The organism is Klebsiella sp. JN_Kp122, from assembly GCF_040062085.1.
GTDB classification, from domain to species: Bacteria; Pseudomonadota; Gammaproteobacteria; order Enterobacterales; family Enterobacteriaceae; genus Klebsiella; species Klebsiella aerogenes.
Genome location: NZ_JBEAHW010000043.1, coordinates 58,742 through 85,191 on the forward strand (window position 1 = coordinate 58,742; position 26,450 = coordinate 85,191).

The 26,450-nt window shown below is 57.3% G+C and carries 24 protein-coding genes and 1 pseudogene; 17 read left to right on the top strand and 8 right to left on the bottom strand.

The window, feature by feature from the left end; genetic code table 11:
• Positions 1 to 38: 38 nt before the first annotated feature.
• The 3 genes from ABLU78_RS18185 to ABLU78_RS18195 all read right to left on the bottom strand — a co-directional run bounded on the left by ABLU78_RS18185 (position 39) and on the right by ABLU78_RS18195 (position 2,147).
• Positions 39 to 734: a CidB/LrgB family autolysis modulator gene (locus ABLU78_RS18185; RefSeq protein WP_015365717.1), complete on the bottom strand. Its 696-nt coding sequence runs from the start codon at positions 732 to 734 to the stop codon at positions 39 to 41.
• Positions 731 to 1,129 carry a CidA/LrgA family protein gene (locus ABLU78_RS18190; RefSeq protein ID WP_020078292.1) on the bottom strand — a complete coding sequence of 133 codons (399 nt, stop codon included), beginning with the start codon at positions 1,127 to 1,129 and terminating at the stop codon, positions 731 to 733. Before ABLU78_RS18190 ends, ABLU78_RS18185 begins: the two co-directional genes overlap by 4 nt.
• Before the next feature lie 112 nt (positions 1,130 to 1,241).
• Positions 1,242 to 2,147, bottom strand: a complete 906-nt coding sequence (locus ABLU78_RS18195; RefSeq protein ID WP_323806363.1) for a LysR family transcriptional regulator — start codon at positions 2,145 to 2,147, stop codon at positions 1,242 to 1,244.
• Positions 2,148 to 2,274: 127 nt separating this feature from the next.
• Here ABLU78_RS18195 and ABLU78_RS18200 point away from each other — a divergent pair, with 127 nt between their 5' ends.
• From ABLU78_RS18200 to ascB, 9 genes are all read left to right on the top strand, one after another.
• Positions 2,275 to 3,633 carry an aromatic acid/H+ symport family MFS transporter gene (locus tag ABLU78_RS18200; RefSeq protein WP_020078293.1) on the top strand — a complete coding sequence of 453 codons (1,359 nt, stop codon included), beginning with the start codon at positions 2,275 to 2,277 and terminating at the stop codon, positions 3,631 to 3,633.
• 11 nt (positions 3,634 to 3,644) lie between these two features.
• Positions 3,645 to 4,682, top strand: a complete 1,038-nt coding sequence (gene gtdA / locus ABLU78_RS18205; protein WP_015365721.1) for a gentisate 1,2-dioxygenase — start codon at positions 3,645 to 3,647, stop codon at positions 4,680 to 4,682.
• A gap of 17 nt (positions 4,683 to 4,699) precedes the next feature.
• Entirely contained in the window at positions 4,700 to 5,401 is a 702-nt protein-coding gene (locus ABLU78_RS18210; protein WP_048229075.1) for a fumarylacetoacetate hydrolase family protein, read from the top strand.
• A gap of 8 nt (positions 5,402 to 5,409) precedes the next feature.
• Positions 5,410 to 6,054, top strand: coding sequence for a maleylacetoacetate isomerase (gene maiA, locus ABLU78_RS18215; RefSeq protein WP_015706104.1), 645 nt, complete (start codon positions 5,410 to 5,412; stop codon positions 6,052 to 6,054).
• Positions 6,055 to 6,066: 12 nt separating this feature from the next.
• Positions 6,067 to 7,260 (top strand): 3-hydroxybenzoate 6-monooxygenase, encoded by a 1,194-nt coding sequence (locus ABLU78_RS18220; RefSeq protein ID WP_015365724.1) that lies wholly within the window; start codon positions 6,067 to 6,069, stop codon positions 7,258 to 7,260.
• A gap of 74 nt (positions 7,261 to 7,334) precedes the next feature.
• Positions 7,335 to 8,267, top strand: coding sequence for a tRNA dihydrouridine(16) synthase DusC (gene dusC, locus ABLU78_RS18225; protein WP_032712036.1), 933 nt, complete (start codon positions 7,335 to 7,337; stop codon positions 8,265 to 8,267).
• 210 nt (positions 8,268 to 8,477) lie between these two features.
• Positions 8,478 to 9,311: a transcriptional antiterminator BglG gene (bglG, locus tag ABLU78_RS18230; protein WP_015365726.1), complete on the top strand. Its 834-nt coding sequence runs from the start codon at positions 8,478 to 8,480 to the stop codon at positions 9,309 to 9,311.
• A gap of 28 nt (positions 9,312 to 9,339) precedes the next feature.
• Positions 9,340 to 11,307: a PTS beta-glucoside transporter subunit IIABC gene (gene bglF, locus ABLU78_RS18235; protein ID WP_162866939.1), complete on the top strand. Its 1,968-nt coding sequence runs from the start codon at positions 9,340 to 9,342 to the stop codon at positions 11,305 to 11,307.
• 15 nt (positions 11,308 to 11,322) lie between these two features.
• The gene (gene ascB / locus ABLU78_RS18240) at positions 11,323 to 12,717 is read left to right on the top strand and encodes a 6-phospho-beta-glucosidase (RefSeq protein WP_045359629.1); all 1,395 of its coding nucleotides are present in this window, start codon (positions 11,323 to 11,325) and stop codon (positions 12,715 to 12,717) included.
• Positions 12,718 to 12,755: 38 nt separating this feature from the next.
• On the opposite strand, the gene ABLU78_RS18245 is transcribed toward ascB, so the two are convergent.
• Positions 12,756 to 13,490: a class I SAM-dependent methyltransferase gene (locus tag ABLU78_RS18245; RefSeq protein ID WP_032714967.1), complete on the bottom strand. Its 735-nt coding sequence runs from the start codon at positions 13,488 to 13,490 to the stop codon at positions 12,756 to 12,758.
• A gap of 124 nt (positions 13,491 to 13,614) precedes the next feature.
• Here ABLU78_RS18245 and mdtQ point away from each other — a divergent pair, with 124 nt between their 5' ends.
• Complete coding sequence (mdtQ, locus tag ABLU78_RS18250; RefSeq protein WP_032714965.1) at positions 13,615 to 15,054, top strand: multidrug resistance outer membrane protein MdtQ; 1,440 nt, start codon at positions 13,615 to 13,617, stop codon at positions 15,052 to 15,054.
• 27 nt (positions 15,055 to 15,081) lie between these two features.
• On the opposite strand, the gene ABLU78_RS18255 is transcribed toward mdtQ, so the two are convergent.
• Positions 15,082 to 15,675, bottom strand: a complete 594-nt coding sequence (locus ABLU78_RS18255) for a DedA family protein (RefSeq protein ID WP_045376730.1) — start codon at positions 15,673 to 15,675, stop codon at positions 15,082 to 15,084.
• A gap of 154 nt (positions 15,676 to 15,829) precedes the next feature.
• Here ABLU78_RS18255 and ABLU78_RS18260 point away from each other — a divergent pair, with 154 nt between their 5' ends.
• Positions 15,830 to 16,417: a Yip1 family protein gene (locus tag ABLU78_RS18260; protein ID WP_015365733.1), complete on the top strand. Its 588-nt coding sequence runs from the start codon at positions 15,830 to 15,832 to the stop codon at positions 16,415 to 16,417.
• A 174-nt stretch (positions 16,418 to 16,591) separates the two neighbouring features.
• On the top strand, positions 16,592 to 17,542 hold the full coding sequence (gene pbpG / locus ABLU78_RS18265) for a D-alanyl-D-alanine endopeptidase (protein WP_161798740.1): 951 nt from the start codon (positions 16,592 to 16,594) through the stop codon (positions 17,540 to 17,542).
• 44 nt (positions 17,543 to 17,586) lie between these two features.
• On the opposite strand, the gene ABLU78_RS18270 is transcribed toward pbpG, so the two are convergent.
• Positions 17,587 to 18,141, bottom strand: a complete 555-nt coding sequence (locus ABLU78_RS18270) for a GNAT family N-acetyltransferase (RefSeq protein ID WP_015365736.1) — start codon at positions 18,139 to 18,141, stop codon at positions 17,587 to 17,589.
• Positions 18,142 to 18,233: 92 nt separating this feature from the next.
• Positions 18,234 to 19,967, bottom strand: coding sequence for a D-lactate dehydrogenase (gene dld / locus ABLU78_RS18275; RefSeq protein WP_020078299.1), 1,734 nt, complete (start codon positions 19,965 to 19,967; stop codon positions 18,234 to 18,236).
• Between the two features lie 201 nt (positions 19,968 to 20,168).
• Between dld and bglX the strand changes: the two genes are divergently transcribed.
• The 5 genes and pseudogenes from bglX to ABLU78_RS18300 all read left to right on the top strand — a co-directional run bounded on the left by bglX (position 20,169) and on the right by ABLU78_RS18300 (position 26,353).
• On the top strand, positions 20,169 to 22,466 hold the full coding sequence (gene bglX / locus ABLU78_RS18280) for a beta-glucosidase BglX (RefSeq protein WP_020078300.1): 2,298 nt from the start codon (positions 20,169 to 20,171) through the stop codon (positions 22,464 to 22,466).
• A 146-nt stretch (positions 22,467 to 22,612) separates the two neighbouring features.
• Positions 22,613 to 23,527 carry an ABC transporter substrate-binding protein gene (locus ABLU78_RS18285; protein WP_015365739.1) on the top strand — a complete coding sequence of 305 codons (915 nt, stop codon included), beginning with the start codon at positions 22,613 to 22,615 and terminating at the stop codon, positions 23,525 to 23,527.
• 6 nt (positions 23,528 to 23,533) lie between these two features.
• Positions 23,534 to 24,691, top strand: a complete 1,158-nt coding sequence (locus ABLU78_RS18290; RefSeq protein WP_048229069.1) for an ABC transporter permease — start codon at positions 23,534 to 23,536, stop codon at positions 24,689 to 24,691.
• Positions 24,684 to 25,629 (top strand): annotated as a pseudogene (locus ABLU78_RS18295) (ABC transporter ATP-binding protein); the annotation flags it as partial. The gene ABLU78_RS18290 and the pseudogene ABLU78_RS18295, both read left to right, overlap by 8 nt.
• Positions 25,616 to 26,353: an ABC transporter permease gene (locus tag ABLU78_RS18300; RefSeq protein WP_015706090.1), complete on the top strand. Its 738-nt coding sequence runs from the start codon at positions 25,616 to 25,618 to the stop codon at positions 26,351 to 26,353. The pseudogene ABLU78_RS18295 and the gene ABLU78_RS18300, both read left to right, overlap by 14 nt.
• Here ABLU78_RS18300 and ABLU78_RS18305 read toward each other — a convergent pair.
• Positions 26,328 to 26,441: a protein YohO gene (locus ABLU78_RS18305; RefSeq protein WP_015365743.1), complete on the bottom strand. Its 114-nt coding sequence runs from the start codon at positions 26,439 to 26,441 to the stop codon at positions 26,328 to 26,330. The genes ABLU78_RS18300 and ABLU78_RS18305 overlap by 26 nt on opposite strands.
• Positions 26,442 to 26,450 lie beyond the last annotated feature (9 nt).

Genomic DNA, 26,450 nt, shown 5'->3' on the forward strand with positions numbered 1-26,450 from the left:
CTAATTTGTTGCATTTATAAATGTGATTCAAATCACAATTATCCGACAACAGCGACGATCACCGGGAACAGAAAAGGCGCGACCAGCGAGGTAATAATTCCGCACAGTACCAGCGCCAGCGAGCTAAACGCCCCTTCCTGGTAGTCCAGTTCGGCGCAACGCGCGGTGCCGAGGGCGTGCGAGGCGGTACCCATCGACAGGCCGCGGGATGCTTTAGTATGAATACGCATGGCGTTAAGCAGCGTATGGCCGAACACTGCGCCGAGGATCCCAACGAAAATGACGCACACGGCGCTAATCGCTGGAATACCGCCAATACTGCCGCTGACCGCCATGGCAATTGGCGTGGTGACGGATTTTGGCATGATGGAAGCGGCTATTTGCGGGGTGGCGCCCATCAGCAGAGCGACGGTGGTACCGGTGATCATCGCCACGCAGCTACCGATAAAGCAGATGGTGATGATGGATTTCCAACGCGCGCGGATCTGGTGCAGTTGTTCATATAGCGGAAAGGCCAGCGCAACCACCGCCGGCTGCAGCAGATCGTTAAGGATTTTGCTGCCGGCAAAATAGCGTTCATAAGAAATACCGGTGACCAGCAGGAAAGGAATAATGACCACCATGGCGACCAGCAGCGGGTTGAGCAGCGGAAATTTAAACCGCGCCGCCAGCTTGCGGGCAAGGAAAAAGACAATCAGCGTTAACGGTAGCGACCACCACATTTCATGGATCATTTTTTACTTCCTTTTTGCCCGATGATTTTGCGTTCACCGTGGACCAGATGCGAGCTCCAGCTCACCACCAAAAAGACTAATAAAGTACTGACGGCGCAGGACACCGCCACCGGGCCCAGCTGCGCGCGCAGTAAATCCCAGTACTGCATTACGCCAACGCCGATAGGCACGAACAGCAGCGCCATGTAGCGAATCAGAATGTTGCAGCCGGGGTTGACCCACTGCGGCGGCATAATTTGCAGCGCCAGCAGCACGAACAAAATCAGCATGCCGATAATGCTGCCGGGGATCGTGATGGGCAGTAGCCCGGCGATAAAAATGCCTGCATACAAGCAGGCGTAAATCAGGACGAAAGCTCGCACGTACTGCCAGATAATATTCAGCGACTTACTCATGGTAATAACCCTTGATGAACTGCCATTCATCATACAATTAAACCCTGAAATGTGCTACCGATCACATCATGAATTCTACGCATCGTCAGCATAGAAAATGGGAACAGCGGCCTTATTCTGCGAGGTAGTGCAGAAAACGAGTGAGCGCCAGCGATGGTACTTCGCTTTTGCGCCAGAACACCCCAACGCTACCTTTTTGTTCAATACGCGGCAAATTCAGAATCGTCAGCTGCCGATGTTCGGCGTAATGCTGCGCCAGCCGCAAAGAAAGAATAGAGAGCATATCGCTGCTTTGCAGCAAATTGCTGGTGACATTCATCGAGGCTGACTCGATAGTATTCTCCGGCAGCATGACGCCGTTATCGACCAGCGCGTTATCAATGCTCTGACGAATGGGCGTGCCGGTAGGCCAGACTATCCAGCGCCAGGCTGCGAGATCTGCCCAGCTCAGACGCGGCATGCTAGCCAGCGGATGGTCGGGACGGGCGACGAAGCACACCGGTTCGGTATAGAGCACACGATAGTTGAGCGGCAGTTCCAGCGCGCGGCCGCCAACACGTCCGACGACCACATCGACCACGCCGGAGAGCAGGTCGTGCAGCAGCGGGGTCATCACTTTTTCTTCGATATTCAGATGCAGGGTCGGCATCTCTTTAAGCAGGGAGAGGATCGCCTGCGCCACGCAGTCTGTCGCCACGGGAGAGCAGCCGATCATCAGGCTGCCGACCAGTCCGCCTTGCTTAAAGCGCTCGATCTCGTACTGCGAGCGCGACATATCGTTGATTAGCCGCTGGGCGTGCTGAAGCAGCAGTTTGCCGCCTTCCGAAGGGCGCAGGCCCTTACTGTGGCGCTCAAAGAGCGGCATGCCGACTTCTTCTTCAAATTGCGTCAGCCACTTAGAGAGTGCGGGCTGGGTAATATTCATCATTTTCGCGACCTGCGTGAGATTGCCTTGCTCACCCAGCGCCACCAGCATTTTCAAATGCTGCAGCTTCAACTTTTGCGTCCAGTTCGCCATCAGCCGATAACCTCCAGGTTATGTCTATGCCCGAAAAGCCATTGTACATTTCATCGCCATGGTTACAAAATCGCAACATAAAAGAAATAAATACAACATCTACCCTGACCTGCACTGAGGCATCATTATGGCTCAACGACGTGAACTACAGACGTTACTTAACGCAGCGCCGGTTGGCGCCCTGCAGTGGCGTGTGATTATCTGCTGTTTTCTGGTGGTGATGCTTGATGGATTTGACACCGCCGCCATTGGCTTTATCGCTCCCGATATCCGTGTTCATTGGCAATTGAGCGCCAGCGACCTCGCGCCGCTGTTTGGCGCCGGACTATTGGGATTGACCGCCGGGGCGCTGCTCTGCGGCCCGCTTTCCGACCGTTTCGGTCGTAAACGGGTGATTGAGTTTTGCGTGGCGCTGTTTGGCCTGTTTAGTCTGCTCTCCGCATTCTCGACGAATCTAGAGATGCTGGTTTTTCTGCGTTTCCTCACCGGTCTGGGATTAGGCGGGGCGATGCCCAACACCATCACCATGACTTCGGAATATCTGCCCGCCCGCCGCCGCGGCGCGTTAGTTACCCTGATGTTCTGCGGCTTCACGCTCGGTTCGGCGCTGGGCGGCGTGGTGAGCGCCCAACTGGTGGCGCATATCGGCTGGCACGGCATTCTGGCCTTAGGCGGGATCCTGCCGCTGCTGCTGGCCGTCGCGCTGCTGTGGGCGCTGCCGGAATCGCCGCGCTGGCAGGTTCGTCGCGGGCTGCCGCAGGCGACCATCGCCAGAACCGTCAGCGCTATCACCGGCGAGCGCTATCCCGAGACCCATTTCTGGCTCGACGAACCGGCAGCCGGGCCGAAAGGCAGCATTAGCCAGCTGTTTGCCGGCCGACAACTGGCGATCACCTTGATGCTCTGGGTGGTGTTCTTTATGAGCCTGCTGATTATCTATTTGCTCTCCAGCTGGATGCCGACGCTGCTTAACCATCGTGGTATCGATTTACAGCACGCTTCGTGGGTGACCGCCGCGTTTCAGGTGGGCGGCACGCTCGGCGCACTGTTGCTCGGCATCCTGATGGACCGTTTCAATCCCTTCTTTGTACTGGCGCTAAGTTATTGCCTGGGCGCGTTGTGCATCGTGATGATCGGTTTAAGCGAAAACGGATTGTGGCTGATGGCGCTGGCGATTTTCGGCACCGGAATTGGCGTGAGTGGTTCGCAGGTGGGCCTGAATGCGCTGACCGCCACCCTTTACCCAACCCAGAGCCGCGCGACCGGGGTCAGCTGGTCCAACGCCATTGGCCGCTGCGGCGCCATCGTTGGTTCGCTCTCCGGCGGCATGATGATGGCGATGAATCTCTCTTTCGACACGCTGTTTTACGTTATAGCGGTACCGGCGGCGATCGGCGCGGTGATGCTCATCATGCTGATGCTGGCGGTTCGCCGTCCTGGATCTGTACCCGACGCGCTGCCCTCTGCGGGTGTCGCGAATAAATAAGGAGAACAATAATGACCCTATCTACTCCGCAATCGAACCGCGAACGCCAGCAGTTCTACCAGCATATTGCCGGGCAGAATCTGACGCCGCTGTGGGAATCCTTGCACCACCTGGTCCCGCAAACACCGAATGCCAACTGCGCCCCGGCGTACTGGAACTATCAGGAAATTCGCCCGCTGCTGCTGGAAAGCGGGCAGTTAATCGGCGCTAAAGAGGCGGTGCGTCGGGTACTGGTGCTGGAGAACCCGCAGCTGCGCGGCCAGTCGTCCATTACCGCGTCGCTGTATGCCGGCCTGCAGCTCATCATGCCGGGCGAGGTGGCGCCGAGCCACCGTCACAATCAGTCGGCGCTGCGCTTTATCGTGGAAGGCCACGGCGCGTTCACCGCCGTCGACGGCGAGCGCACGCCAATGCGCCCCGGCGATTTTATTCTGACTCCGCAGTGGCGCTGGCACGATCACGGCAATCCTGGCGATGAACCGGTGGTCTGGCTCGATGGTCTCGATTTACCGCTGGTCAACTATCTCGGCTGCGGATTTGCTGAAGATTATCCGCAGGAGCAGCAGCCGGTGACGCGTAAAGAGGGCGATTACTTGCCGCGCTATGCTGCCAATATGCTGCCGCTGCGCCATCAGGTGGGAAATTCCTCGCCGATTTTTAACTACCGCTACGACCGTAGCCGTGAGGCGCTGCACGACCTGACCCATCTTGGCGAGGCCGACGAATGGGACGGCTACAAGATGCGCTACGTCAACCCGGTCACCGGCGGCTATCCGATGCCCTCGATGGGCGCTTTCCTGCAACTGTTGCCGAAAGGGTTCCGGTCGCGGGTGGCGAAAACCACCGATAGCACCATCTACCACGTAGTAGAAGGTAGCGGCCAGGTGACGATTGGTGAACAAACCTTTGCATTCCAGGCGAAAGACATCTTCGTGGCGCCAACCTGGCACGGCGTATCGTTCAACGCCAGCGAAGAGTGCGTGCTATTTAGCTTCTCGGACCGTCCGGTACAGGAGGCCTTAGGCCTGTTCCGCGAAGCGCGTTATTAATAAGAAGGAAAACAATGATGACTCAATACGTTTTTGCACCCCAGGCGCCGATTAGCATCCCGGTTGTTGGCAGCGATGAGCAGTTCCCGGTACGCCGCGTTTACTGCGTTGGCCGTAACTATGCCGCCCACGCTCGTGAAATGGGCTTCGATCCGGATCGCGAACCACCTTTCTTCTTTTGTAAACCGGCGGATGCGGTTGTGCCGGTGGCGGCTGGCGAAACGCTGGGTCTGCCGTATCCGGCGCAGACCGACAACTATCACTACGAGATTGAGCTGGTGGTTGCCATCGGCAAAGCGGGACGCGACATCCCGCTGGAGCAGGCGCAGGAATATATCTGGGGCTATGCCACCGGACTCGATATGACCCGCCGCGACCGCCAGATGGAGATGCGCCAGATGGGGCGCCCGTGGGAGATAGGTAAAGCGTTCGATCTTTCCGCTCCTGTCGCGCCGCTGCATAAAGCCGCCGAGGCGCGCGAGGTGAATCAGGCCGGGATCTGGCTGCAGGTGAATGGTGAAGATCATCAGCGTAGCGATATACGCCACCTCATCTGGTCGGTAAATGAAACCATCAGCTATCTCTCGGGCTTTTTTGAACTACAGCCCGGCGATCTGATTTTCACCGGCACGCCGGAGGGCGTCGGCGCGGTGGTGAAGGGTGATGTGATTACCGGCAACGTAGACGGACTGACGCCTATCGCCGTGCGCGTGGTGTGAGGTGAACAATGAAGCTGTACAGTTTTTTTAATAGCTCTGCCTCATATCGGGTGCGCATCGCGCTGGCCCTCAAGGGCATCGATTATCAGAGCGTTGGGGTGAATATCCGCATCGGGGCGCAGAATGCGCTGGAGTACCGGCGGCTCAATCCGGTTGGGCTGGTGCCGACGCTTATCACCGATGACGGTGAATCGCTGGGTCAGTCGCTGGCGATTGTTGACTGGCTTGACCGCCACTACCCACAAATGCCGCTGCTGCCGCAGGAGGATCCCGCGCGGATGCGGGTGCTGGAGATGGTCTACGCCATCGCCTGCGATATTCATCCGATTAATAACATGCGGGTCTTGCGCTACCTTAGCGATGAGTTGAAGGTCAGCGAAGCGGACAAAAAACGCTGGTACGCCCACTGGATCCAGCAGGGGCTGAGCGCGCTGGAGCAACTGCTGCGACAATCGAAATCCGGCGCTTTCTGCGTCGGCGATAGACCAACGCTCGCCGACTGTTGTCTGGTGCCGCAATGGGCCAACGCGCAGCGGATGGGGTGTGATTTGAGCCATTATCCGCGCTGCCAGGCGGTTTACGACGCCTGTACCCGGCTACCGGCCTTTATTGCCGCCGCGCCGGAAAATCAACAAGACAAAATTCCGGCCTAGGGAGGAGGGAAAATGGCGAAAGTGACGCGAGCAATTATCGTTGGCGGCGGCATTGGCGGCGCGGCGACGGCGCTCTCTCTGGCGCGCCAGGGGATCAAAGTGATGCTGCTGGAAAAGGCGCATGAAATCGGTGAAATCGGCGCCGGTATTCAACTGGGGCCGAATGCGTTTTCAGCGCTGGATAGCCTCGGCGTCGGCGAAGTGGCGCGCCAGCGCGCGGTGTTTACTGACCATATCACGATGATGGATGCGGTGAATGGGGAAGAGGTAGTGCGTATCGAGACCGGGCAGGCCTTCCGTGACCATTTCGGCGGCCCGTATGCGGTGATCCATCGGGTGGACATTCACGCCACCGTCTGGGAAGCCGCGCTGACCCATCCCGGCGTGGAATACCGGACTTCAACTCAGGTGGTGGATATCCGCCAGACCGCCGATGACGTGACGGTCTTTGATGACAAAGGCAACAGCTGGACCGCCGATATTCTGCTGGGCTGCGACGGCGTGAAGTCAGTGGTGCGCCAGAGTCTGCTCGGCGATGCGCCGCGGGTCACCGGCCACGTGGTGTACCGCGCGGTGATCGAGGCCGCCGACATGCCGGAAGACCTGCGTATTAACGCGCCAGTACTGTGGGCCGGGCCGCATTGCCATCTGGTGCATTATCCGCTGCGCGGCGGCAAACAGTACAACCTGGTGGTCACCTTCCATAGCCGCGAAAGCGAAGAGTGGGGCGTGCGCGACGGTAGTAAAGAAGAGGTGCTCTCTTACTTTAAAGGGATTCATCCGCGCCCGCGGCAGATGCTCGACAAGCCGACTTCCTGGCGCCGCTGGTCCACCGCCGACCGCGAGCCGGTTGCAAAGTGGGGCAACGATCGCATTACCCTGGTCGGCGATGCCGCCCATCCGGTAGCGCAATATATGGCGCAGGGCGCCTGCATGGCGCTGGAGGATGCGGTAACGATAGGTAAAGCGCTGCAGCAGTGCGACGGCGACGCCGCTCGCGCCTTCGCGCTATACGAGTCGGTGCGTATTCCGCGTACCGCGCGAATTGTCTGGTCAACCCGTGAAATGGGGCGGATTTATCACGCGGCGGGGGTCGAACGTCAGGTACGTAATCTTCTCTGGAAGGGTAAAGCGCAGGATGAATTTTACCGGGGTATCGAGTGGCTTTACGGCTGGAAAGAGGATAACTGCCTCGAACCACGCTAAGGTCTGGTATTGAGGTCTTTCAACCGACGCACAGAGGCGCTACCATAGCGCCTCTTTTTTTTCCGGGTAACGATATGCGTGTATTACTGGCGCCAATGGAAGGCGTGCTCGATTCGCTGGTGCGCGAGCTGCTGACCGAGGTTAACGATTACGATCTGTGCATCACCGAATTTCTGCGCGTGGTGGACCAACTGCTGCCGGTTAAATCGTTCTATAGACTGTGCCCGGAACTGCACCATCAAAGCCGTACTCCGTCCGGCACCCGCGTGCGCGTGCAATTGTTGGGGCAATACCCGCAATGGCTGGCGGAAAACGCCGCCCGCGCGGTGGAGCTTGGCTCTTGGGGCGTGGATTTAAACTGCGGCTGTCCATCGAAACTGGTGAACGGCAGCGGCGGCGGCGCGACGTTACTGAAAGATCCCGAGCTTATCTATCGCGGGGCGAAAGCCATGCGCGAAGCGGTTCCCGATCACCTGCCGGTGACGGTGAAAGTTCGCCTCGGCTGGGACAGCGGCGAACGGCGCTTTGAAATCGCCGACGCGGTACAGCAGGCGGGCGCCAGCGAGCTGGTGGTGCATGGCCGCACGAAAGAAGATGGTTACAAAGCTGAACGCATCAACTGGCAGGCCATCGGCGAAATCCGCCAGCGTCTGACTATTCCGGTGGTTGCCAACGGCGAAATCTGGGACTGGCAAAGCGCGCAGGAGTGCATGGCCGTCACCGGCTGCGATTCAGTGATGATTGGCCGCGGCGCGCTCAACGTGCCGAATCTCAGCCGGGTAATTAAATACAATGAACCGCGTATGCCGTGGCCGCAGGTGGTTGAGTTACTCAAAAAATATACCCAGCTGGAAAAACAGGGGGATACCGGTTTATATCACGTGGCGCGCATTAAGCAGTGGCTGGGCTATTTACGCAAAGAATATAGTGAAGCGCTTGGCGTCTTTAATGAAATTCGTACCTTGCAAACCTCAGCAGAGATAGCGAACGCCATTGCACGTTATTAGATAAGGCGATGTTATTCCGTACGCACTTTATTAATTAGCACTTATTCCTGCACGATACGACGCGAGCTGTATCACGTTTTTATTCCCTCGCGCTTGAGTCGTCACAAGAAGTTGATACAGTGCAATAGTTGGATTGCTACTGCTTCGGCAGGCGAAACCTGATTACCTGGCATTTGTCGGGGGTCAGGTTTTTTTGTTTCTGGGGTTCATATGCTAATCGCCAAAGTACTTAATAATAACGTGGTGGTAGTGGTCAACGAGCAGCAGCGCGAACAGGTGGTGATGGGGCGAGGGCTGGCCTTTCAAAAGCGCGTGGGCGACTCGTTGGACGAAAGTAAAATTGAAAAAGTCTTCGCCTTACAAAGCGATGAACTGGTTGGCCGCTTAGGCGAATTACTCAGTCAGATACCGTTAGAAGTGATGACCACCTGCGATCGTATCATCGACCTGGCCCGCGGGCGGTTGGGAAAGTTACAGGAAAGTTTGTACATCACATTAACTGACCACTGCCACTTTGCCATCGAGCGGCAGAAAAACGGCGTCGCGATTCGCAACGTGCTGCTGTGGGAGATTAAACGGCTGTATCCGAAGGAGTTCGAACTGGGTCAGGAGGCGAGGGCCATTATCGCTCGCCGGCTGGGCGTCGAGCTTGCCGAGGATGAAGCCGGGTTTATCGCTTTGCATCTGGTGACGGCGCAGCTCAACAGCGAAATGCCGGAAGTGATGCACGTGACGCGGGTGATGCAGGAGATCCTGCAACTGGTGAAGTATCAGCTGCAGCTTAACTATGACGAAGAGTCGCTCAGCTACCAGCGCTTTGTGACCCATCTGAAGTTTTTCGCCCAGCGCATGTTAACGCGAACGGTAGTGCAGGATGACGACGTCACGCTGCACAGCGCGGTGAAAGATAACTACGCCAAAGCGTGGAAGTGCGCGGAAACGGTGGCGAAGCACTTACAAAAGAATTATCAACGGGCGCTGACCACCGAAGAGATTATGTTTCTTGCCATTCATATTGAACGGGTAAGAAAAGAGGGGCGTTAATTCCCCCACAAAACTGGATTGTTACTGCATGATGCAGGCAAAACCTGAGCGCGACGCCAACCGGCGTGGTTCTCGGGTTTTTTTATTTTTAATACTCAGTCGCCGGTTGTCTGCGGGCAGCGGCAGTAAGGAAAAGAGCATGGAATATAAAGCACTCGCGCAGGATATTCTTAACCGCGTCGGCGGCAAAGAGAATATTGTGAGTCTGGTTCACTGCGCGACACGTCTGCGTTTCAAATTGAAGGATAATGCGAAGGCCGATGCCGAAGGGCTGAAGGCGAACCCCGGCGTGATCATGGTGGTAGAAAGCGGCGGCCAGTTTCAGGTGGTCATCGGTAACCATGTTCACGATGTCTGGCTGGCAGTGCGCCAGCAGGCGGGGTTAAGCGACGACAGCGAACCGGTAACACAGGAGAAAGCGGCAAAAAGCTCGGTATTAAGTCAACTCATCGACATCATCTCCGGCATCTTTACCCCTTTTATTGGCGTGATGGCGGCGACGGGGCTGCTGAAAGGTCTGCTGGCGCTGGCGCTAACCTGCGGATGGCTCACGCCGCAGCAGGGGACCTATAAAATCTGGTTTGCCGCCAGCGATGCGCTGTTCTTTTTCTTCCCGCTGTTTCTTGGCTACACCGCTGGCAAAAAGTTTGGCGGCAACCCGTTCATCTCAATGGTGATCGGCGGGGCATTAACCCACCCGCTGATGATTCAGGCCTTTGAAGCCAGTCAGACGGGGGCGCCCGTGGAGCACTTCCTCGGTATACCGGTGACCTATATCAATTATAGCTCCTCGGTGATCCCGATTATCCTCGCCTCCTGGGTCTGCTGCTGGCTGGAACGTAAGAGTAACGCGGTGCTGCCGTCAGCGATGAAGAACTTTTTTACCCCGGCAATCTGCCTGGCGGTGGTAGTGCCGCTGACCTTTCTGGTGATAGGCCCGCTGGCGACCTGGCTGAGCCACATGATTGCCAATGGCTATCAGGTTATCTACGTTTTTGCCCCATGGCTGGCAGGCGCAGTGCTGGGCGCGCTATGGCAGGTATGCGTTATTTTCGGCCTGCACTGGGGGCTGGTGCCGTTGATGATCAATAACATGACGGTGCTCGGCCACGACTCCATGCTGCCCATTATCCTCCCGGCGGTGATTGCCCAGGTGGGCGCCGTGCTGGGGATACTGCTGGCCACGCGCGATTCGCGTCAGCGGATGCTGGCCGGTTCCGCGTTTTCCGCCGGGCTGTTTGGCATCACTGAGCCTGCCATTTATGGCCTGACGCTGCCGTTACGTCGCCCGTTTATCTTCGGGTGTATCGCCGGCGCGATTGGCGGCGCGATCACCGCCTTCAGTAATAGCTACGCCTATTCCTTTGGGGTGCCGAACATTTTCTTTCCGGCGCAGATGATCCCGCCCGGCGGTATTGATTTTAGCGTGTGGGGCGGATTAATCGGCACCGGGGTGGCTTTCATTCTCGCCTGCGTATTGACCTTCTTCGCCGGCTTACCGCGCAGCCAGGCGGAAGGCGCCGTCGTCGTCGCGCCTGCGGCGGAAAACGATATTCTGGCGCCGATGTCCGGCAGCGTGCTGGCCCTCGATCAGGTGCCGGATAGCACCTTCGCCAGCGGTCTGCTGGGTAAAGGCGTGGCCATTATTCCGGCGGTGGGCAAGGTCATTGCCCCGTTTTCTGGCGAGGTCGCCTCGCTGTTTCAGACTAAACACGCCATCGGCCTGCTGAGCGACAGCGGCATTGAGCTACTGATCCATGTCGGCATTGATACCGTCAAACTCGACGGCGTACCGTTTACCGCCCATGTCAAAGAAGGGGATAGAGTTCAGGCCGGCGATTTGCTGCTGGAGTTCGACCGTCAGGCTATTCTGGACGCCGGTTACGACCTGGCGACCCCAATTATTATCAGCAACAGCGATGATTACCGTAGCGTTGAGATTGTATCCACGAGCGTCGTGGATGCCGGCCAGCCGCTGTTGTCCGTCAGCCATTAATTACAGGAGAGAGCGATGAAAACATTCCCACAGGGCTTTTTATGGGGCGGCGCCACCGCGGCAAATCAGGTCGAAGGGGCGTATCTGGAAGATGGCAAAGGTTTATCCACCTCCGACGTGCAGCCGCAGGGGGTATTCGGCGACGTCGTGGAGCGCGTTGCGGGCGACAGCGGTATTAAAGATGTGGCGATCGATTTTTACCATCGTTACCCGCAGGATATCGCGCTGTTCGCTGAGATGGGCTTCAACTGTCTGCGGGTATCGATCGCCTGGACGCGTATCTTCCCGAACGGTGATGACGCCGAGCCGAACGAAGCCGGGCTGGCCTTCTACGACAAGCTGTTTGCCGAGATGGCCGCGCATAATATCACTCCGCTGGTGACGCTATCGCACTATGAGATGCCGTGGGCGCTGGTAAAAAACTATGGCGGCTGGGGCAGTCGCAAGGTGATTGGCTTTTTCGAACGCTACGCCAGAACGGTATTCAGCCGCTATAAAAATCAGGTCAAACTGTGGCTCACCTTTAACGAAATTAATATGTCGCTACATGCGCCAATGACCGGCGTCGGGCTGCGGGCCGGTAGCAGTAAAGGCGAAGTTTATCAGGCTATCCACCACCAACTGGTGGCCAGCGCGCTGGCGGTCAAAGCCTGTCATGAACTGGTACCGCAAGGGAAAATTGGCAATATGCTGCTCGGCGGGTTGATGTATCCGCTGAGCTGCAAGCCGGAAGATGTCTTTGAAACGCTGCAGCAAAACCGCAGCTGGCAGTTCTTCGGCGATGTGCAGTGCCGTGGTGCCTATCCGGGATACATGCAGCGCTATTTCCGCGAAAACGATATTACGCTGACCATCACCGACGGCGACCGGGAAGCGCTGAAAGAGACCGTCGATTTTATCTCCTTTAGCTACTATATGACCGGCTGCGTCACCGCCGATGAAGCGCTGAACCAGCAGGCGCGCGGTAACATTCTCAGCATGGTGCCGAATCCGCATCTGGCAAGCTCGGAGTGGGGCTGGCAGATAGACCCGCTGGGGCTGCGTACCCTGTTGAACGTACTGTGGGACCGCTATCAGAAGCCGTTGTTTATCGTTGAAAATGGTCTGGGGGCGAAAGATAAAATCGAAGCCGACGGCAGCATCAACGATGACTATCGCATCAGCTATCTCAACGATCATCTGGTGCAGGCGCGCGAAGCCATTGCTGACGGCGTTGAACTGATGGGCTTTACCAGTTGGGGGCCAATCGATCTGGTTAGCGCGTCGAAGGCCGAGATGTCCAAGCGCTACGGTTTTATCTATGTCGATCGTGACGATCGCGGGCAGGGGACGCTTGAACGGCGTAAGAAGAAAAGCTTCGCCTGGTATCAGGCGGTGATTGCCAGTAACGGCGGTAGCCTGCAGGAATAAGCTGTTCGGCGGCCCGGTTGCTCCGGGCCGCATGCCGTTTAAGCCGGTTTACCGGCGCGCAGTAAAAAGATCATCGGACGCTCTTTCTCTTCCTCCAGCGCCGGTTGGGCGGCGATTTGCTCGGCGCTCGGGCCCCACTCATCAAGCTGCTCCAGCACAAAACCGGCGGCGATGAGCGCGTTAATCCAGCTTGAGAGTTTGCGATGCTGTTTAATCACCCCCTCGGCAAACCAGTTGCTGATACGTTCGCCTTCCTGCTGATAGTGGCTGACCGGCCAGCGTTTCTGCCCCTTTTCATCTACCTGCCAGCCCTGCTGCAGCGGCGCGGTATAGATGGGATGTTCGGCGGAGAAGACCAGCGTACCGCCGGGAACCAGCGCCTGATAGAGCGTGGCGAACAGCGGCGCGACATCCGGTAAATAGTGCAGCGCCAGCGAACTGTAGACCAGATCGCAGCTCTCGGCGGGCAGCGTCAGGGTTTGCAGGTCGGCGCAGCGATATTCGATAGTTTCGCCGGTGGTCATCTCCCGCGCGCGCTCTAGCATCCGGCTGGAGAGATCGAAACCGATTATCTGTTTTGCCCCCTGTTGCTGCGCCCAGCGGCAAAACCAGCCGTATCCGCAGCCGAGATCGACTACTCGCAGGCCGTCTAACTGTGGCAGCAGGCGCTGAATTGCTGGCCACTCCGGCGCGCCGTCAAGCCCCTTCACCGAACGATCAAGGGTGGCGTAACCGGCAAAGAAACCGGGATCGTCATAAATGTTCTGACTCATTGCAACTCCAATAATAACTTTGTTTATTTTTAGCTGACTCATTGTCAATGCACACGCTTTACTTAACGAACGTCATTCAATTAATTTATGATGACCAACCTTTATAAGTAACCCGACCTGAAGAATGAACCTTACACTGAGCAAAAGCGTGCTGGCGGCACTGCCACTGGCCATCGCGCTGGCTGGCTGCGCGCCATCCCATGACATTGGCGGCCCTTTAAAGCAGCAAACCCCGGCATCTCATGTTTCGATGGATCTTCCCGCCGCCGTAAAAAATGGCTGGCCGCACACCGACTGGTGGAAAGACTACCACGATGCCCAGCTGGATAATCTGATTCAGCGCGCGTTAGCCAATGCCCCGGACATGCAAATTGCCGCGCAGCGCATCAAACTGGCCGAAGCGCAGGCGCGAATGTCGCAGGCGAATCTTGGTCCGGAGATGGATTTCTCCGCCGATATCGAACGGCAGAAAATGTCCGCGGAAGGCCTGATGGGACCGTTCGCTACCGATACCGACGGCAACACCGGGCCCTGGTACACCAATGGTACCTTTGGCCTGACTGCCGGTTGGGATCTGGATCTGTGGGGGAAAAACCGTGCGTTGGTGAAAGCGCGTATCGGCGAAGTGAAAGCCCAGGTCGCCGAGCAGGCGCAGACCCGCGAGCTGCTGGCCAGCAGCGTGGCGCGCCTGTACTGGCAGTGGCAGACCGAAGCAGCGGTGAAAACGGTGCTGCAGCAGGTCAAAAGCGAACAGAATAATATTGTTAGCGTCGATACCGCGCTCTATCAGCGTGGCATCACCAACTCCGCCGAAGGGGCGGAGAACGACATTAACGTCAGCAAAACCGATCAGCAGCTGGCCGACGTGGCGGGTAATATGAAAGAGATTGAAGCGCGGCTGATGGCGTTAACCAACAACCAGAGCCAGTCGCTCAATCTGCGAGCGGCGCCGCTGCCCGCAGTCAGCGCGCAAATGCCGAGCGAACTGGGTTATGAACTGCTGGCCCGCCGTCCGGATCTGCAGGAAGCCCACTGGTATATTGAATCCTCGCTAAGCGAAGTTGATGCGGCGAAAGCGGCGTTTTATCCGGATATCAACCTGATGGCGTTCCTGCAACAGGATGCGCTGCATTTAAGCGATCTGTTCCGCCATTCGGCGCAGCAGATGGGCGTCACCGCCGGGCTGACGCTGCCTATCTTTGATAGCGGCAGGCTGAATGCCAATCTCGACATCGCCAGCGCGCAGAACGGCCTGTCGATCGCTAAATACAACAAAGCCGTGGTCGATGCGGTGAACCAGGTAGCGAAAACCGCAAGCCAGGTAGAGACGCTGATGGAGAAAAACCAGCAGCAGCAGCAGGTTGAGAAAGACGCGCAGCGGGTGGTCAATCTCGCCCAGGCGCGGATGAATGCGGGAATCTTATCCGGTTCCCGCGTGAGCATGGCGAAGCTGCCTGCGCTACAGGAGCGAATCACCGCACTGCGTCTGCACGGCCAATGGCTGGATGCCAGCATTCAGCTGACTTCCGCACTGGGCGGCGGTTATCACCAGACGACAAAATAACGGCATCAATAGCGGCGCGCGGCGCCGCTATTGATTATCATCCTCTGTATCTTCCTCTTTTCTTTTCGCTTCCCGGCGTTTCAGCCACAGATGAACCCCGACCACCAGCGCCACTACGAGGATCAGCCAGATCCAGTGTTTAACGTGCTGATCGAGATGGTGCAGCCACGGGCCGATCGCTTCGCCGCCAAGATAGCCAAGGGTAGTAAAAATCAGCGCCCAAACGATGGCGCCAAAAATATTCAGCGGTAGAAATATTTTTGGCGGCAAGCGGCTGGCGCCGATCAAGACCGGGCCGATAACCCGAAAGCCGTACATAAAGCGGGTGCCGATAACGAACAGATAGGGATGGCGCTGAATCAGGCGCTGCGCTTTACGGATGCGCGCCTTCTGCCGCGAGAAGCGGCGCAGTAGCTTACCGCCGAACTGACGTCCAAGGAAATACAACAGCTGATCGCCGATCATGCCGCCTAAGGCCACGGAGATGACCACCAAAGGAAACTTCAATAGACCCTGATGTGCCGCCACGCCGCCAAGGATGGTGATGGTTTCACCTTCTGCGATGCTGCCAATAACCAGCGCCGCGTAGCCGTATTGGGAAATCAGGTGATTGATATCCATATAAACATAAACTCCTACTCTTACCAGTCCCTTAATCATACACCCTGATGATTAAAACGCGCTGAAGCGGATTTTTATCGCTGTACACAAAATAATCTACAGAGTGAATTATACTTGGATCAGTGCTGTACGAAGCCGTGACAAGGGGGACGCTATGAACCATGTCTGGGGACTCTTCGCTCATCCTAATCAAGAGATGAGCGTGATCAAGAGTGAAAATGAGACCGTTTCGCACCACTACACGCACCATGTGCTGGTGATGGCGGCGGTTCCGGTTATCTGCGCCTTTATCGGTACGACGCAGCTCGGCTGGAACTTCGGCGACGGTACGGTGATTAAGCTCTCGCTGATGACCGGGTTGGTATTAGCGGTACTGTTTTACGCCGTGATGTTAGCGGGGGTGGCGGTGATGGGGCGGGTGATCTGGTGGATGGCCAGAAGCTATCCGCAGCAGCCGTCGCTCAAACGCTGTATGGTCTTTGCCGGCTACGTCGCGACGCCGCTATTTTTAAGCGGGATCGTGGCGCTCTATCCGCTGGTATGGCTGTGCGCGCTGATAGGCACCATCGCGCTGTTTTACACCGGTTATCTGTTGTATCTGGGTATTCCGACCTTCCTGAGTATTAATAAGGAAGAGGGGCTCAGCTTCGCCAGCTCAACCCTGGCTATCGGGGTGCTGGTGCTGGAAGTGCTGCTGGCGATCACCGTCGTGCTGTGGGGCTACGGGTACCGACTCTTCTAATCAAATGCATTGCCGGCAGAAATGAATAATTATGTCGGCAATGCAGCATTTACTCACGATTCTTATTGGCCTCAGGGCGTTATGACGCGGTATGATGGCGTTTGCCAGCGGCGTAGCTCACTTTACGCCGCGGCGTACGTTCTATAACGTGCAAAAATACTTTTCAGAATGCCCATGATGCCGAATTTTCGAATTTCTTTGCTCAGCCTGACTTTGCTGCTGGCTGTGCCTTTTGCGCCCCAGGCGATAGCAAAAACCACTGCGGTAACCGCCGCTTCACAGCCGGACATCGCTTCCGGTAGCGCGATGATCGTCGATCTGGCGACCAAGAAAATCATTTACGCCAGCCAGCCCGATTTGGTGCGCCCGATGGCGTCGATCACCAAAGTAATGACCGCCATGGTGGTGCTGGATGCGCATTTACCGCTGGACGAGATGCTGACCGTTGATATCAGCCAGACGCCGGAGATGAAAGGGATCTATTCCCGCGTGCGTCTTAACAGCCAAATCAGCCGCCGCAACATGCTGCTGCTGGCGCTGATGTCCTCGGAAAACCGCGCCGCCGCCAGCCTGGCGCACCACTATCCTGGCGGTTATAACGCTTTTATCCGCGCGATGAACGCCAAAGCGCAGGCGCTGGGGATGACCCATACACGCTATGTTGAGCCGACCGGCCTGTCGGTGCATAACGTCTCCACGGCGCGTGATCTGACTAAGCTGCTGATCGCCAGCGAACAATATCCGCTGATCGGCCAGCTAAGCACCACCAAAGAAGATACCGCCACCTTTGCGCATCCTGCTTATACCTTGCCGTTCCGCAATACCAACCACTTGGTGTATCGCGATAACTGGAATATTCAGCTGACCAAAACCGGCTTTACTAACGCCGCCGGCCACTGCCTGATTATGCGTACGGTGATTAATCAACGCCCGGTGGCGCTGGTGGTAATGGACGCGTTTGGCAAATATACCCACTTTGCCGACGCCAGCCGGTTACGGACCTGGATTGAAACCGGTAAGGTGATGCCGGTTCCGGCGTCCGCATTGAGCTATAAAAAGCAGCGTGAAGCGCAGATGGCGGAAGCGATGCTGAAAGGCGGCACGCAGACCGCGCAGAACGATTAATTTGTCCTTCCCCCGGATTGCGCCGCAATCCGGGAATTTTGATATCACTCCGGTAACGTCCAGTCGCCGTCGCCAAGCTGGCGCTGCATGATTAGGGTATCGCGCCAGTCGCCCATCTTATAGCCGACGCTGCGCAGCTGTCCGGCAACGGTAAAGCCAAATTTCTTATGGATGGCAATCGAGCCTGCGTTGTTATGTCCGTCGCCGATAATCGCCAGCATCTGCCGCCACGGCCCCTGTTCACATTGCGCGATGAGGCGTGTCAGCAGCGCGCTGCCGATGCCGCGCCCGCCCATGCCGGACTCAACGTATATGGACTCTTCCAGCGTATAGCGATAGGCCGGGCGAGGGCGGTAAAAGGTGGCGTAGCAGTAGCCGACAATGGTGCCGCGCCACAGCGCGACCAGCCACGGAAGCCCGTTATCGCGCACGGTTTTGATTCGCTTGCGCATTTCGTCGACGGTAGGCGGGATCTCTTCAAACGAGGCGCGGCCATTAAGCACGTGCCAGACGTACAGCGCGGCAATCGCATGCGCGTCATCAGGCAACGCTTCGCGGATCTCTAAGTCGGCGTCTTGTAACTTATCCTTGGCGGACATGGGGGCTCCTCAAGCTAATTGGCCGGAGAGTCTTTTTCTCCGGCATGCAGCGTAATACAGAAGCCCCGCGGCTGAACAGTCCTGGTTAACGATTATTGTGCTTCCGTCGGCTTCTGCACCTCGCCCCAGTATTTTTGTTTGCTGGTTTTGCCGATCCCCGGATTCATGCTGTTGGTGGGATCGTTCTGGCGATAGAAGCGTTTTAAACTCTCCGCCGCTTCATACAGATGGCCGACGTTGTGCTCCGCTGGGTACTGCGCGCCGCGCGCTTTCAACAGATCCAGCATTTTTTCCTTCAGTTCGTGCGCGTCTACCCCTTTCTTCACGATGTAATCCTGGTGGAAGACGTGACACATAAAGTGGCCATAGTAGAGCTTGTAGACCAACTGGCTGTCGATTTCCGCCGGCAGATGTTCGAACCATTCGGTGTCATTGCGGCGCAGGGCGATGTCCAGCGCCAGAATATCTTCCACTTCGTCGGCATGTACCGCCTGATAGCGGATCGCCGCGCCGGCGGCGGCGAAGCGGTGCAGGAATGCCTTGCTGCCTTCTTCCGCGGTACAGACAAAGAAATCGCCTTCGGCCTGCTGGAAATACTCCGTAAGCCACTTTTGCGCTTCTTCGATGCCGTCGCCGGCCATCTTCAGCAGCAGATGATGTTCGTACTTATCACGCCAGGTTTTCATACGCTCCGGCAGGTGCGCCGGGAAGGCGTGACCGAGCTTCTGCATAAAGCGGTCGGTGAAGTGCGGCTTGAACAGGGAGACTTTTTCCAGCATCGCGTCGGTGCGCCCCTTCATGGTGAAGAAGAACGGCATTTTGTCGGTGCCGAGCTTATCGATCATCAGGAAGGTGTCTTTGCCATATTTTTCGGCGATATCGTAAATATCGCGGTGCATATATTCACCGGCTACCGGCAGATTATTGAATTCAGCGAGGATGTGGCGGCGGATTTCGGTGAGCACTTCCGGCTGATTGGTGCCGATATAGAACACCTGCTGGCGCTTTTCCGCCGGAAAAGTATCGAGACGGACGGCGAAGACCGCCAGCTTGCCGGCGCAGCCGGAGGATTCGAACAGGCGGTCCGGGTCGGCGTTATAGCGAGCCGGGGTATCGGCGTTGACGTCGCGCACGCGGGTGACGTAATCGTGATCGTGGGCGTGGCGGCCATCGTGCTGCACGTCGGCATCGTTGATACGGTCATCGTCGAGGCGGCTCAGGATTTGCTCCGGCGTTGAGCCAAGATCGATTCCCAGATGGTTGACTAATTTCAGTTTGCCGTCGGCGTCAATCTGCGCGAACAGCGACATTTCGGTATAGGCCGGTCCGCGTTGCACCAGCGATCCGCCGGAGTTGTTACAGATACCGCCGATGACGGATGCGCCGATGCAGGAAGAGCCGATCACCGAGTGCGGTTCGCGGCCCAGCGGTTTTAGCGCTTTTTCCAGTGAATAGAGGGTGGTGCCAGGGTAGGCCAGCACCTGCTCACCCTTATCCAGCAGGTGCAGCTTATCCAGACGCAGCGTGCTGATAATGACGATTTCGCGATCGTAATCATTGCCGCTTGGGGTGGAGCCTTCGGTGAGGCCGGTATTCGCCGCCTGCATCAGGATAATTTTGTCAGCCTGGACGCAGGCGCTGAGAACTCGCCATAATTCAAGCAGGGTACCGGGGAACACCACCGCCAGCGCATCGCCGTGGCCGGAGCGGAAACCTTTCCGGTAACGCTGGGTTTTCGCCGGATCGGTTAACAGATGCGAGGAGCCAACCAGCCGCGCCAGTTCCGCCAAAAAGGGAGGGTTATTTATTGTTGTTGCAGATGACATGATTCACTCCTTGTGGGCACAGAAAAGCTATATCGCTGTTAGCATACCGCTTTGTATGACAATTTGGTGTATGAATGTTTCTATAAATCAGATAAGAACCTTAGCATTCTACGGGCGCGTTGTTTATATATATGGCAAACTGCGGTTTTTGCTGCGTTTTCGCTGGGCTATTAGCACCGAATCAAAGAGGGATACATAATAATGAGATGGTTGTGTACTGTTGGCGTCGCCGTGAGCCTGGCGCTGCAACCCGCGCTGGCGGATGAACTGTTTGGTAACCATCCGCTGACGCCGGAGGCGCGAGATGCGTTTGTTAGCGAACTGCTGAAAAAAATGACGGTCGATGAAAAAATCGGTCAGCTGCGCCTAATCAGCGTCGGTCCGGATAACCCGAAAGAGGCGATCCGGGAAATGATTAAAGACGGTCAGGTAGGGGCGATTTTTAATACCGTAACCCGGCCTGATATCCGCGTGATGCAGGATCAGGTGATGCAGCTAAGCCGCCTGAAGATCCCGCTGTTTTTCGCCTACGATGTGCTGCACGGCCAGCGTACCGTCTTCCCGATAAGCCTCGGCCTGGCCTCCTCTTTTAATCTCGACGCGGTGAATACCGTCGGGCGTATCTCGGCCTACGAAGCGGCTGACGATGGTCTCAATATGACCTGGGCGCCGATGGTCGACGTCTCTCGCGACCCGCGCTGGGGCCGCGCCTCCGAAGGTTTTGGCGAGGATACTTACCTGACCACCGTGATGGGTAAAGCGATGGTGGAGTCGATGCAGGGTAAGAGCCCGGCAGACCGCTATTCGGTGATGACCAGCGTTAAACACTTCGCCGCCTACGGCGCGGTTGAAGGCGGCAAAGAGTACAACACCGTCGATATGAGCCCGCAGCGCCTGTTCAACGACTACATGCCGCCATATAAAGCCGGTCTCGATGCCGGCAGCGGCGCGGTGATGGTGGCGCTAAACTCGCTCAACGGTACCCCGGCGACTTCAGATTCCTGGCTGCTGAAAGACGTCCTGCGCGACCAGTGGGGCTTTAAAGGCATCACCGTTTCCGACCATGGCGCCATCAAGGAGTTGATTAAACACGGTGTCGCCTCCGACCCGGAAGACGCGGTGCGCGTCGCGCTGAAGTCCGGTATCAACATGAGCATGAGCGATGAGTACTACAGCAAATATCTGCCGGGGCTGGTGAAATCCGGTAAGGTGACGATGGCCGAACTGGATGACGCTACCCGCCACGTGCTCAACGTCAAGTATGATATGGGGCTGTTCAACGATCCGTACAGCCATCTGGGGCCGAAAGCATCCGACCCGCAGGACACCAACGCCGAAAGCCGTCTGCATCGTAAAGAGGCGCGTGAAGTGGCGCGAGAAAGCTTGGTGCTGCTGAAAAATCGTCTCGATACGCTGCCGCTGAAAAAATCCGGCACGATCGCCGTAGTAGGCGCGCTGGCGGATAGCAAGCGCGACATGATGGGCAGCTGGTCGGCGGCGGGCGTGGCCGATCAGTCGGTCACCGTGCTGACCGGCATTAAAGAAGCGCTGGGCGATAAAGGCAAAGTGATTTATGCCAAAGGCGCTAACGTTACCGACGATAAAGGCATTGTCGATTTCCTTAACCTGTATGAGAAAGCGGTGCAGGTCGATCCGCGCTCGCCGCAGGAGATGATCGATGAAGCCGTGGCGGCGGCGAAACAGTCCGACGTGGTTGTTGCGGTAGTGGGCGAAGCACAGGGCATGGCGCATGAGGCTTCCAGCCGGACCGATATCACCCTGCCGCAAAGCCAACGCGATCTGATTAGCGCGCTGAAAGCGACCGGTAAGCCGCTGGTGCTGGTGCTGATGAACGGGCGTCCGCTGGCGCTGGTGAAAGAGGATCAGCAGGCGGATGCGCTGCTGGAGACCTGGTTTGCCGGTACTGAAGGCGGCCATGCCATCGCCGATGTGCTGTTTGGCGATTACAACCCTTCCGGTAAGCTGCCGATGTCCTTCCCGCGTTCGGTGGGGCAGATCCCGACCTACTACAGCCATCTGAATACCGGCCGTCCGTATAATCCGGAAAAGCCCAATAAATACACCTCGCGTTATTTTGATCAAGCGAATGGCCCGCTGTATCCATTTGGTTATGGCCTGAGCTACACCACCTTCAGCGTTTCGGATGTAAAAATGTCGGCGCCAACGATGCCGCGCGACGGCAGCGTGACCGCCAGCGTGCAGGTGACCAACACCGGCAAGCGCGAAGGGGCGACGGTGATCCAGCTTTATTTGCAGGACGTGACCGCGTCGATGAGCCGCCCGGTGAAAATGCTGCGCGGCTTTAAGAAGGTGAATCTCAAGCCGGGTGAGACGCAAACCGTCAGCTTCCCGATTGATGTTGAAGCGCTGAAATTCTGGAACCAGCAGATGAAATACGTTGCTGAACCGGGCAAATTCAACGTCTTTATTGGGGTGGATTCCGCCCGCGTTAAGCAGAGCGAATTTGAGTTGCTGTAATCGATAGCCCTGTCAAAGGGGATAAACCGGGTATTACTCCTGAAAGGCCGATTAATCGGCCTTTTTTTTTCGTTCGCCGGCCAAATGGACTACGCTTTTCTCTTAAGCTTCTGTAAACGGAGCGCAAAAGAAGAGAAGGAAGCAGGATGATGGCAACGAAATGGTCAGGCGCGTTGGCGCTAGTGGCGCTGGTCAGCCTGCCGCTGCAGGCGGCGGAACCGGTGAAAGTGGGCTCGAAAATCGATACGGAAGGGGCGCTGCTCGGCAATATCATTTTGCAGGTACTGGAAAGCCACGGCGTGAAAACGGTCAATAAAGTCCAGCTTGGCACCACGCCGGTGGTTCGCGGAGCGATTACCGCCGGTGAGCTGGATATCTATCCGGAATACACCGGCAACGGGGCTTTCTTCTTTAAAGATGAAAATGACCCAGCGTGGAAAAACGCCAAACAGGGCTATGAAAAAGTTAAAAAGCTGGACGCGGAAAAAAACAAGCTGATCTGGCTGACCCCGGCTCCCGCCAATAATACCTGGACTATCGCGGTGCGACAGGAAGTGGCGGAGCAAAATCATCTTGCTTCATTGGCCGATCTTAGCGCCTATCTACAGAAGGGCGGCGATTTTAAACTGGCGGCTTCCGCGGAGTTTATCGAGCGCGCCGATGCTCTCCCGGCGTTCGAAAAAGCCTATGGCTTTAAGCTCAATCAGAATCAGCTGTTGTCGCTGGCGGGCGGCGATACCGCGGTGACCATTAAAGCGGCGGCGCAGCAAACCTCCGGCGTAAACGCGGCGATGGCCTATGGCACCGATGGCCCGGTAGCGGCTTTGGGGCTGCAAACCCTGAGCGATCCAAAAGGCGTACAGCCTATTTACGCCCCGACGCCGGTTGTGCGTGAAGCGGTGCTGAAGGCGTATCCGCAGATGGCGCAGTGGCTGGAACCGGTGTTTGCCAGCCTCGATGAAAAAACGTTGCAGAAATTAAACGCCAGCATTGCCGTTGAAGGGCGTGACGCGAAGAGCGTAGCCGCCGATTACCTGCAACAAAAAGGGCTGCTGAAGTAAATACGAGTGACTATTCGTTGTTATAACCGCGTGGCGCTGCTGCTCACGCTACTGCTGTTGGCCGTGACGGCGCTGCCATTCGTCACTTATGCCCCTAATCGTCTGCTTTCCGGTGAAGCGCGCTGGCTATGGACGCAGATGCCGTGGCTGGCGGCGGCGCAGCTGGCGGGCGCGCTGCTGCTGTTGTTATTGTGCTGGATCCCAGGCCGTCTGGCGCTGCTCGGTAGCCTGCTTATTGCCGATTTGCTCCCGCCACTACTAATGTGGGGCGCCGGAGACATCGCGCTACAGCTGGTGCAACAGGGCTCCCCGCTGGCGCGTACCTCTCCCGGAAGCGGATTATGGCTTTCGCTGGCGCTATGTCTGCTACTCGCCAGCGATACTATCCGCCGCCTGACTCCGCACGCTTTATGGCGTTGGCTGCTGAATGCGCAGCTTTGGCTGCTACCGTGCCTGCTGCTGTGGCATGGGTCGCTCGATCAACTCTCATTGCTGAAAGAATATGCTAACCGTGAGGATGTCTTTAATGACGCGCTGCGTCAGCACCTGTGGTTGTTGTTCGGGACGTTGCTGCCCGGATTATTATTGGGTCTATCGATAGGCTTCGCCCTCTGGCGGCGACCGCACTGGCAGGCGCCAGTATTTACCTTCCTTAATGTGATTCAAACTATTCCTTCGGTGGCGCTCTTCGGTTTGTTGATCGCGCCGTTGGCCGGGTTGACGCGCCATTTTCCGCTACTGGGCAAAATTGGCATTTCCGGAACCGGCCTGGCTCCGGCGCTAATCGCACTGGTACTGTATGCGTTATTGCCGCTGGTACGCGGGGTGGTGACCGGGCTGCAACAGGTACCGCGCGAGACGCTGGAAAGCGCAACCGCAATGGGAATGAACGGCTCCCAGCGTTTTCGCCAGGTTCAGTTACCGTTGGCGCTGCCGGTCCTGTTGCGCAGCCTGCGGGTGGTCAGCGTACAGACTGTCGGTATGGCGGTGGTAGCGGCGTTGATAGGCGCGGGCGGCTTCGGCGCTTTGGTGTTTCAGGGGCTCCTCAGCAGCGCGCTGGATTTGGTGCTGCTGGGCGTCATTCCGACGATTGCGTTGGCGGTAGTCGTGGATGCCATGTTTGCACTGTGGAGCGCGTTACTAAAAGGAGAAACGCATGATTGAGTTCGACGGGGTGAATAAAGCCTTTGCCGGGCAACCCGCGGTGAAAGATCTCAACCTGCATCTGCGCGAGGGGGCGTTTTCGGTGCTGATTGGTACTTCCGGCTCCGGAAAATCAACCACCCTGAAGATGATTAACCAACTGGTGGAACAGGATAGCGGAGTGATACGCTTCGCCGGCGAGGATATCCGTCGACAGCCATTGCTGGCGCTGCGCCGCCGTATGGGGTACGCCATTCAGTCAATTGGCCTGTTTCCACACTGGACGGTGGCGCAAAATATCGCCACCGTGCCGCAGTTGCAAAAGTGGCCGCGCGCAAAAATTACCGAGCGGGTTGATGAATTGATGGCGTTATTAGGCCTGGAGCCTCTACTACGCGATCGCTACCCGCATCAACTTTCCGGGGGGCAGCAGCAGCGCGTCGGCGTGGCGCGGGCGCTGGCGGCCAACCCGGAGGTGCTGTTAATGGATGAGCCGTTCGGCGCGCTGGATCCGGTGACCCGCGAAGCGCTGCAGCAGGAGATGCTGCGCATTCATCGTCTGTTTGGGCGCACGATTGTGCTCGTCACCCATGATATCGATGAAGCGCTACGCCTGGCGGATCATCTGGTGCTGATGGACGGCGGCGAAGTGGTGCAGCAGGGAGAGCCGTTACAGATGTTGCTGGAGCCAAAGAACGCCTTTGTCGAAACCTTCTTTGGCCGCAGTGAACTAGGGGTGCGGCTGCTCTCGCTACGCGGCGTCGGGGATTATTTACGCCGGGATGAGCGGCTGGCGGGCGATGCGCTAAACGTCTCAATGACGTTGCGCGAGGCGTTGTCGCAGTTTGTCGCTCACCGTCGCGACGTTTTGCCGGTGGTTGATGAACAGGGCGAAGCGTGCGGTACGTTGCACTTTGCTGATTTGTTACGTGATGGAGGTGGGGCGTGAAGGCGCTTCGCGATCCGCTGCTGTGGTTGGTGGCGCTGTTTATCGCGCTGCTGCTGGTGTTGCCCCATAGCGCGCCGCTGTTTAGCTGGCTATTTCCGGAACTGCCGCGCCCGGTTTATCAGCAGGAGAGTTTTCTGGCGCTGACGCTGGCGCATTTTTGGCTGGTGGCGTTATCAAGCCTTGTCGCAACGGTTATCGGTATCGGGGCCGGGGTTATCGTCACCCGGCCCGCCGGACGAGAGTTTCGTCCACTGGTGGAGACCATTGCCGCCATGGGACAGACATTTCCGCCGGTGGCGGTACTGGCGATTGCGGTACCGGTGATGGGCTTCGGCTGGCAACCGGCGCTTATCGCGCTGGCGCTGTACGGAATATTGCCCGTGCTGCAGGGGACGTTGGCTGGATTAAGTTCGATATCGCCTGGGGTATTGAACATTGCCGAGGGGATGGGGATGAGCGGCTGGCAGCGGTTGTGCAAAGTGGAGCTGCCGCTGGCGGCCCCGGTCATGCTGGCCGGGATCCGCACTTCGGCCATCGTCAATATTGGTACGGCAACCATTGCCTCAACGGTGGGCGCCAACACGCTCGGCACGCCAATTATTATCGGCCTCAGCGGCTTTAATACCGCTTACGTGCTGCAGGGGGCGCTGCTGGTGGCGCTGGCGGCGATCATCATCGATCGCTTTTTCGAACGGCTAAACCAGTGGGTCAGCCGACACCACCGCGAACAATAAACGAGTAACCCGCTAGCATCACGCCGCCGATCCCGCCGATGGCCATGCATAAGAAGAGGGTAATGACCGCGATTTTCGCAGGCTTCATGATAGGCTC

What these genes read in the sequence shown, in the direction of transcription:
- ABLU78_RS18185 (WP_015365717.1), bottom strand. Translation starts at nt 734, where the DNA reads ATGATCCATGAAATGTGGTGGTCGCTACCGTTAACGCTGATTGTCTTT.
- ABLU78_RS18190 (WP_020078292.1), bottom strand. Translation starts at nt 1,129, where the DNA reads ATGAGTAAGTCGCTGAATATTATCTGGCAGTACGTGCGAGCTTTCGTC.
- ABLU78_RS18195 (WP_323806363.1), bottom strand. Translation starts at nt 2,147, where the DNA reads ATGGCGAACTGGACGCAAAAGTTGAAGCTGCAGCATTTGAAAATGCTG.
- ABLU78_RS18200 (WP_020078293.1), top strand. Translation starts at nt 2,275, where the DNA reads ATGGCTCAACGACGTGAACTACAGACGTTACTTAACGCAGCGCCGGTT.
- gtdA (WP_015365721.1), top strand. Translation starts at nt 3,645, where the DNA reads ATGACCCTATCTACTCCGCAATCGAACCGCGAACGCCAGCAGTTCTAC.
- ABLU78_RS18210 (WP_048229075.1), top strand. Translation starts at nt 4,700, where the DNA reads ATGACTCAATACGTTTTTGCACCCCAGGCGCCGATTAGCATCCCGGTT.
- maiA (WP_015706104.1), top strand. Translation starts at nt 5,410, where the DNA reads ATGAAGCTGTACAGTTTTTTTAATAGCTCTGCCTCATATCGGGTGCGC.
- ABLU78_RS18220 (WP_015365724.1), top strand. Translation starts at nt 6,067, where the DNA reads ATGGCGAAAGTGACGCGAGCAATTATCGTTGGCGGCGGCATTGGCGGC.
- dusC (WP_032712036.1), top strand. Translation starts at nt 7,335, where the DNA reads ATGCGTGTATTACTGGCGCCAATGGAAGGCGTGCTCGATTCGCTGGTG.
- bglG (WP_015365726.1), top strand. Translation starts at nt 8,478, where the DNA reads ATGCTAATCGCCAAAGTACTTAATAATAACGTGGTGGTAGTGGTCAAC.
- bglF (WP_162866939.1), top strand. Translation starts at nt 9,340, where the DNA reads ATGATGCAGGCAAAACCTGAGCGCGACGCCAACCGGCGTGGTTCTCGG.
- ascB (WP_045359629.1), top strand. Translation starts at nt 11,323, where the DNA reads ATGAAAACATTCCCACAGGGCTTTTTATGGGGCGGCGCCACCGCGGCA.
- ABLU78_RS18245 (WP_032714967.1), bottom strand. Translation starts at nt 13,490, where the DNA reads ATGAGTCAGAACATTTATGACGATCCCGGTTTCTTTGCCGGTTACGCC.
- mdtQ (WP_032714965.1), top strand. Translation starts at nt 13,615, where the DNA reads ATGAACCTTACACTGAGCAAAAGCGTGCTGGCGGCACTGCCACTGGCC.
- ABLU78_RS18255 (WP_045376730.1), bottom strand. Translation starts at nt 15,675, where the DNA reads ATGGATATCAATCACCTGATTTCCCAATACGGCTACGCGGCGCTGGTT.
- ABLU78_RS18260 (WP_015365733.1), top strand. Translation starts at nt 15,830, where the DNA reads ATGAACCATGTCTGGGGACTCTTCGCTCATCCTAATCAAGAGATGAGC.
- pbpG (WP_161798740.1), top strand. Translation starts at nt 16,592, where the DNA reads ATGATGCCGAATTTTCGAATTTCTTTGCTCAGCCTGACTTTGCTGCTG.
- ABLU78_RS18270 (WP_015365736.1), bottom strand. Translation starts at nt 18,141, where the DNA reads ATGTCCGCCAAGGATAAGTTACAAGACGCCGACTTAGAGATCCGCGAA.
- dld (WP_020078299.1), bottom strand. Translation starts at nt 19,967, where the DNA reads ATGTCATCTGCAACAACAATAAATAACCCTCCCTTTTTGGCGGAACTG.
- bglX (WP_020078300.1), top strand. Translation starts at nt 20,169, where the DNA reads ATGAGATGGTTGTGTACTGTTGGCGTCGCCGTGAGCCTGGCGCTGCAA.
- ABLU78_RS18285 (WP_015365739.1), top strand. Translation starts at nt 22,613, where the DNA reads ATGATGGCAACGAAATGGTCAGGCGCGTTGGCGCTAGTGGCGCTGGTC.
- ABLU78_RS18305 (WP_015365743.1), bottom strand. Translation starts at nt 26,441, where the DNA reads ATGAAGCCTGCGAAAATCGCGGTCATTACCCTCTTCTTATGCATGGCC.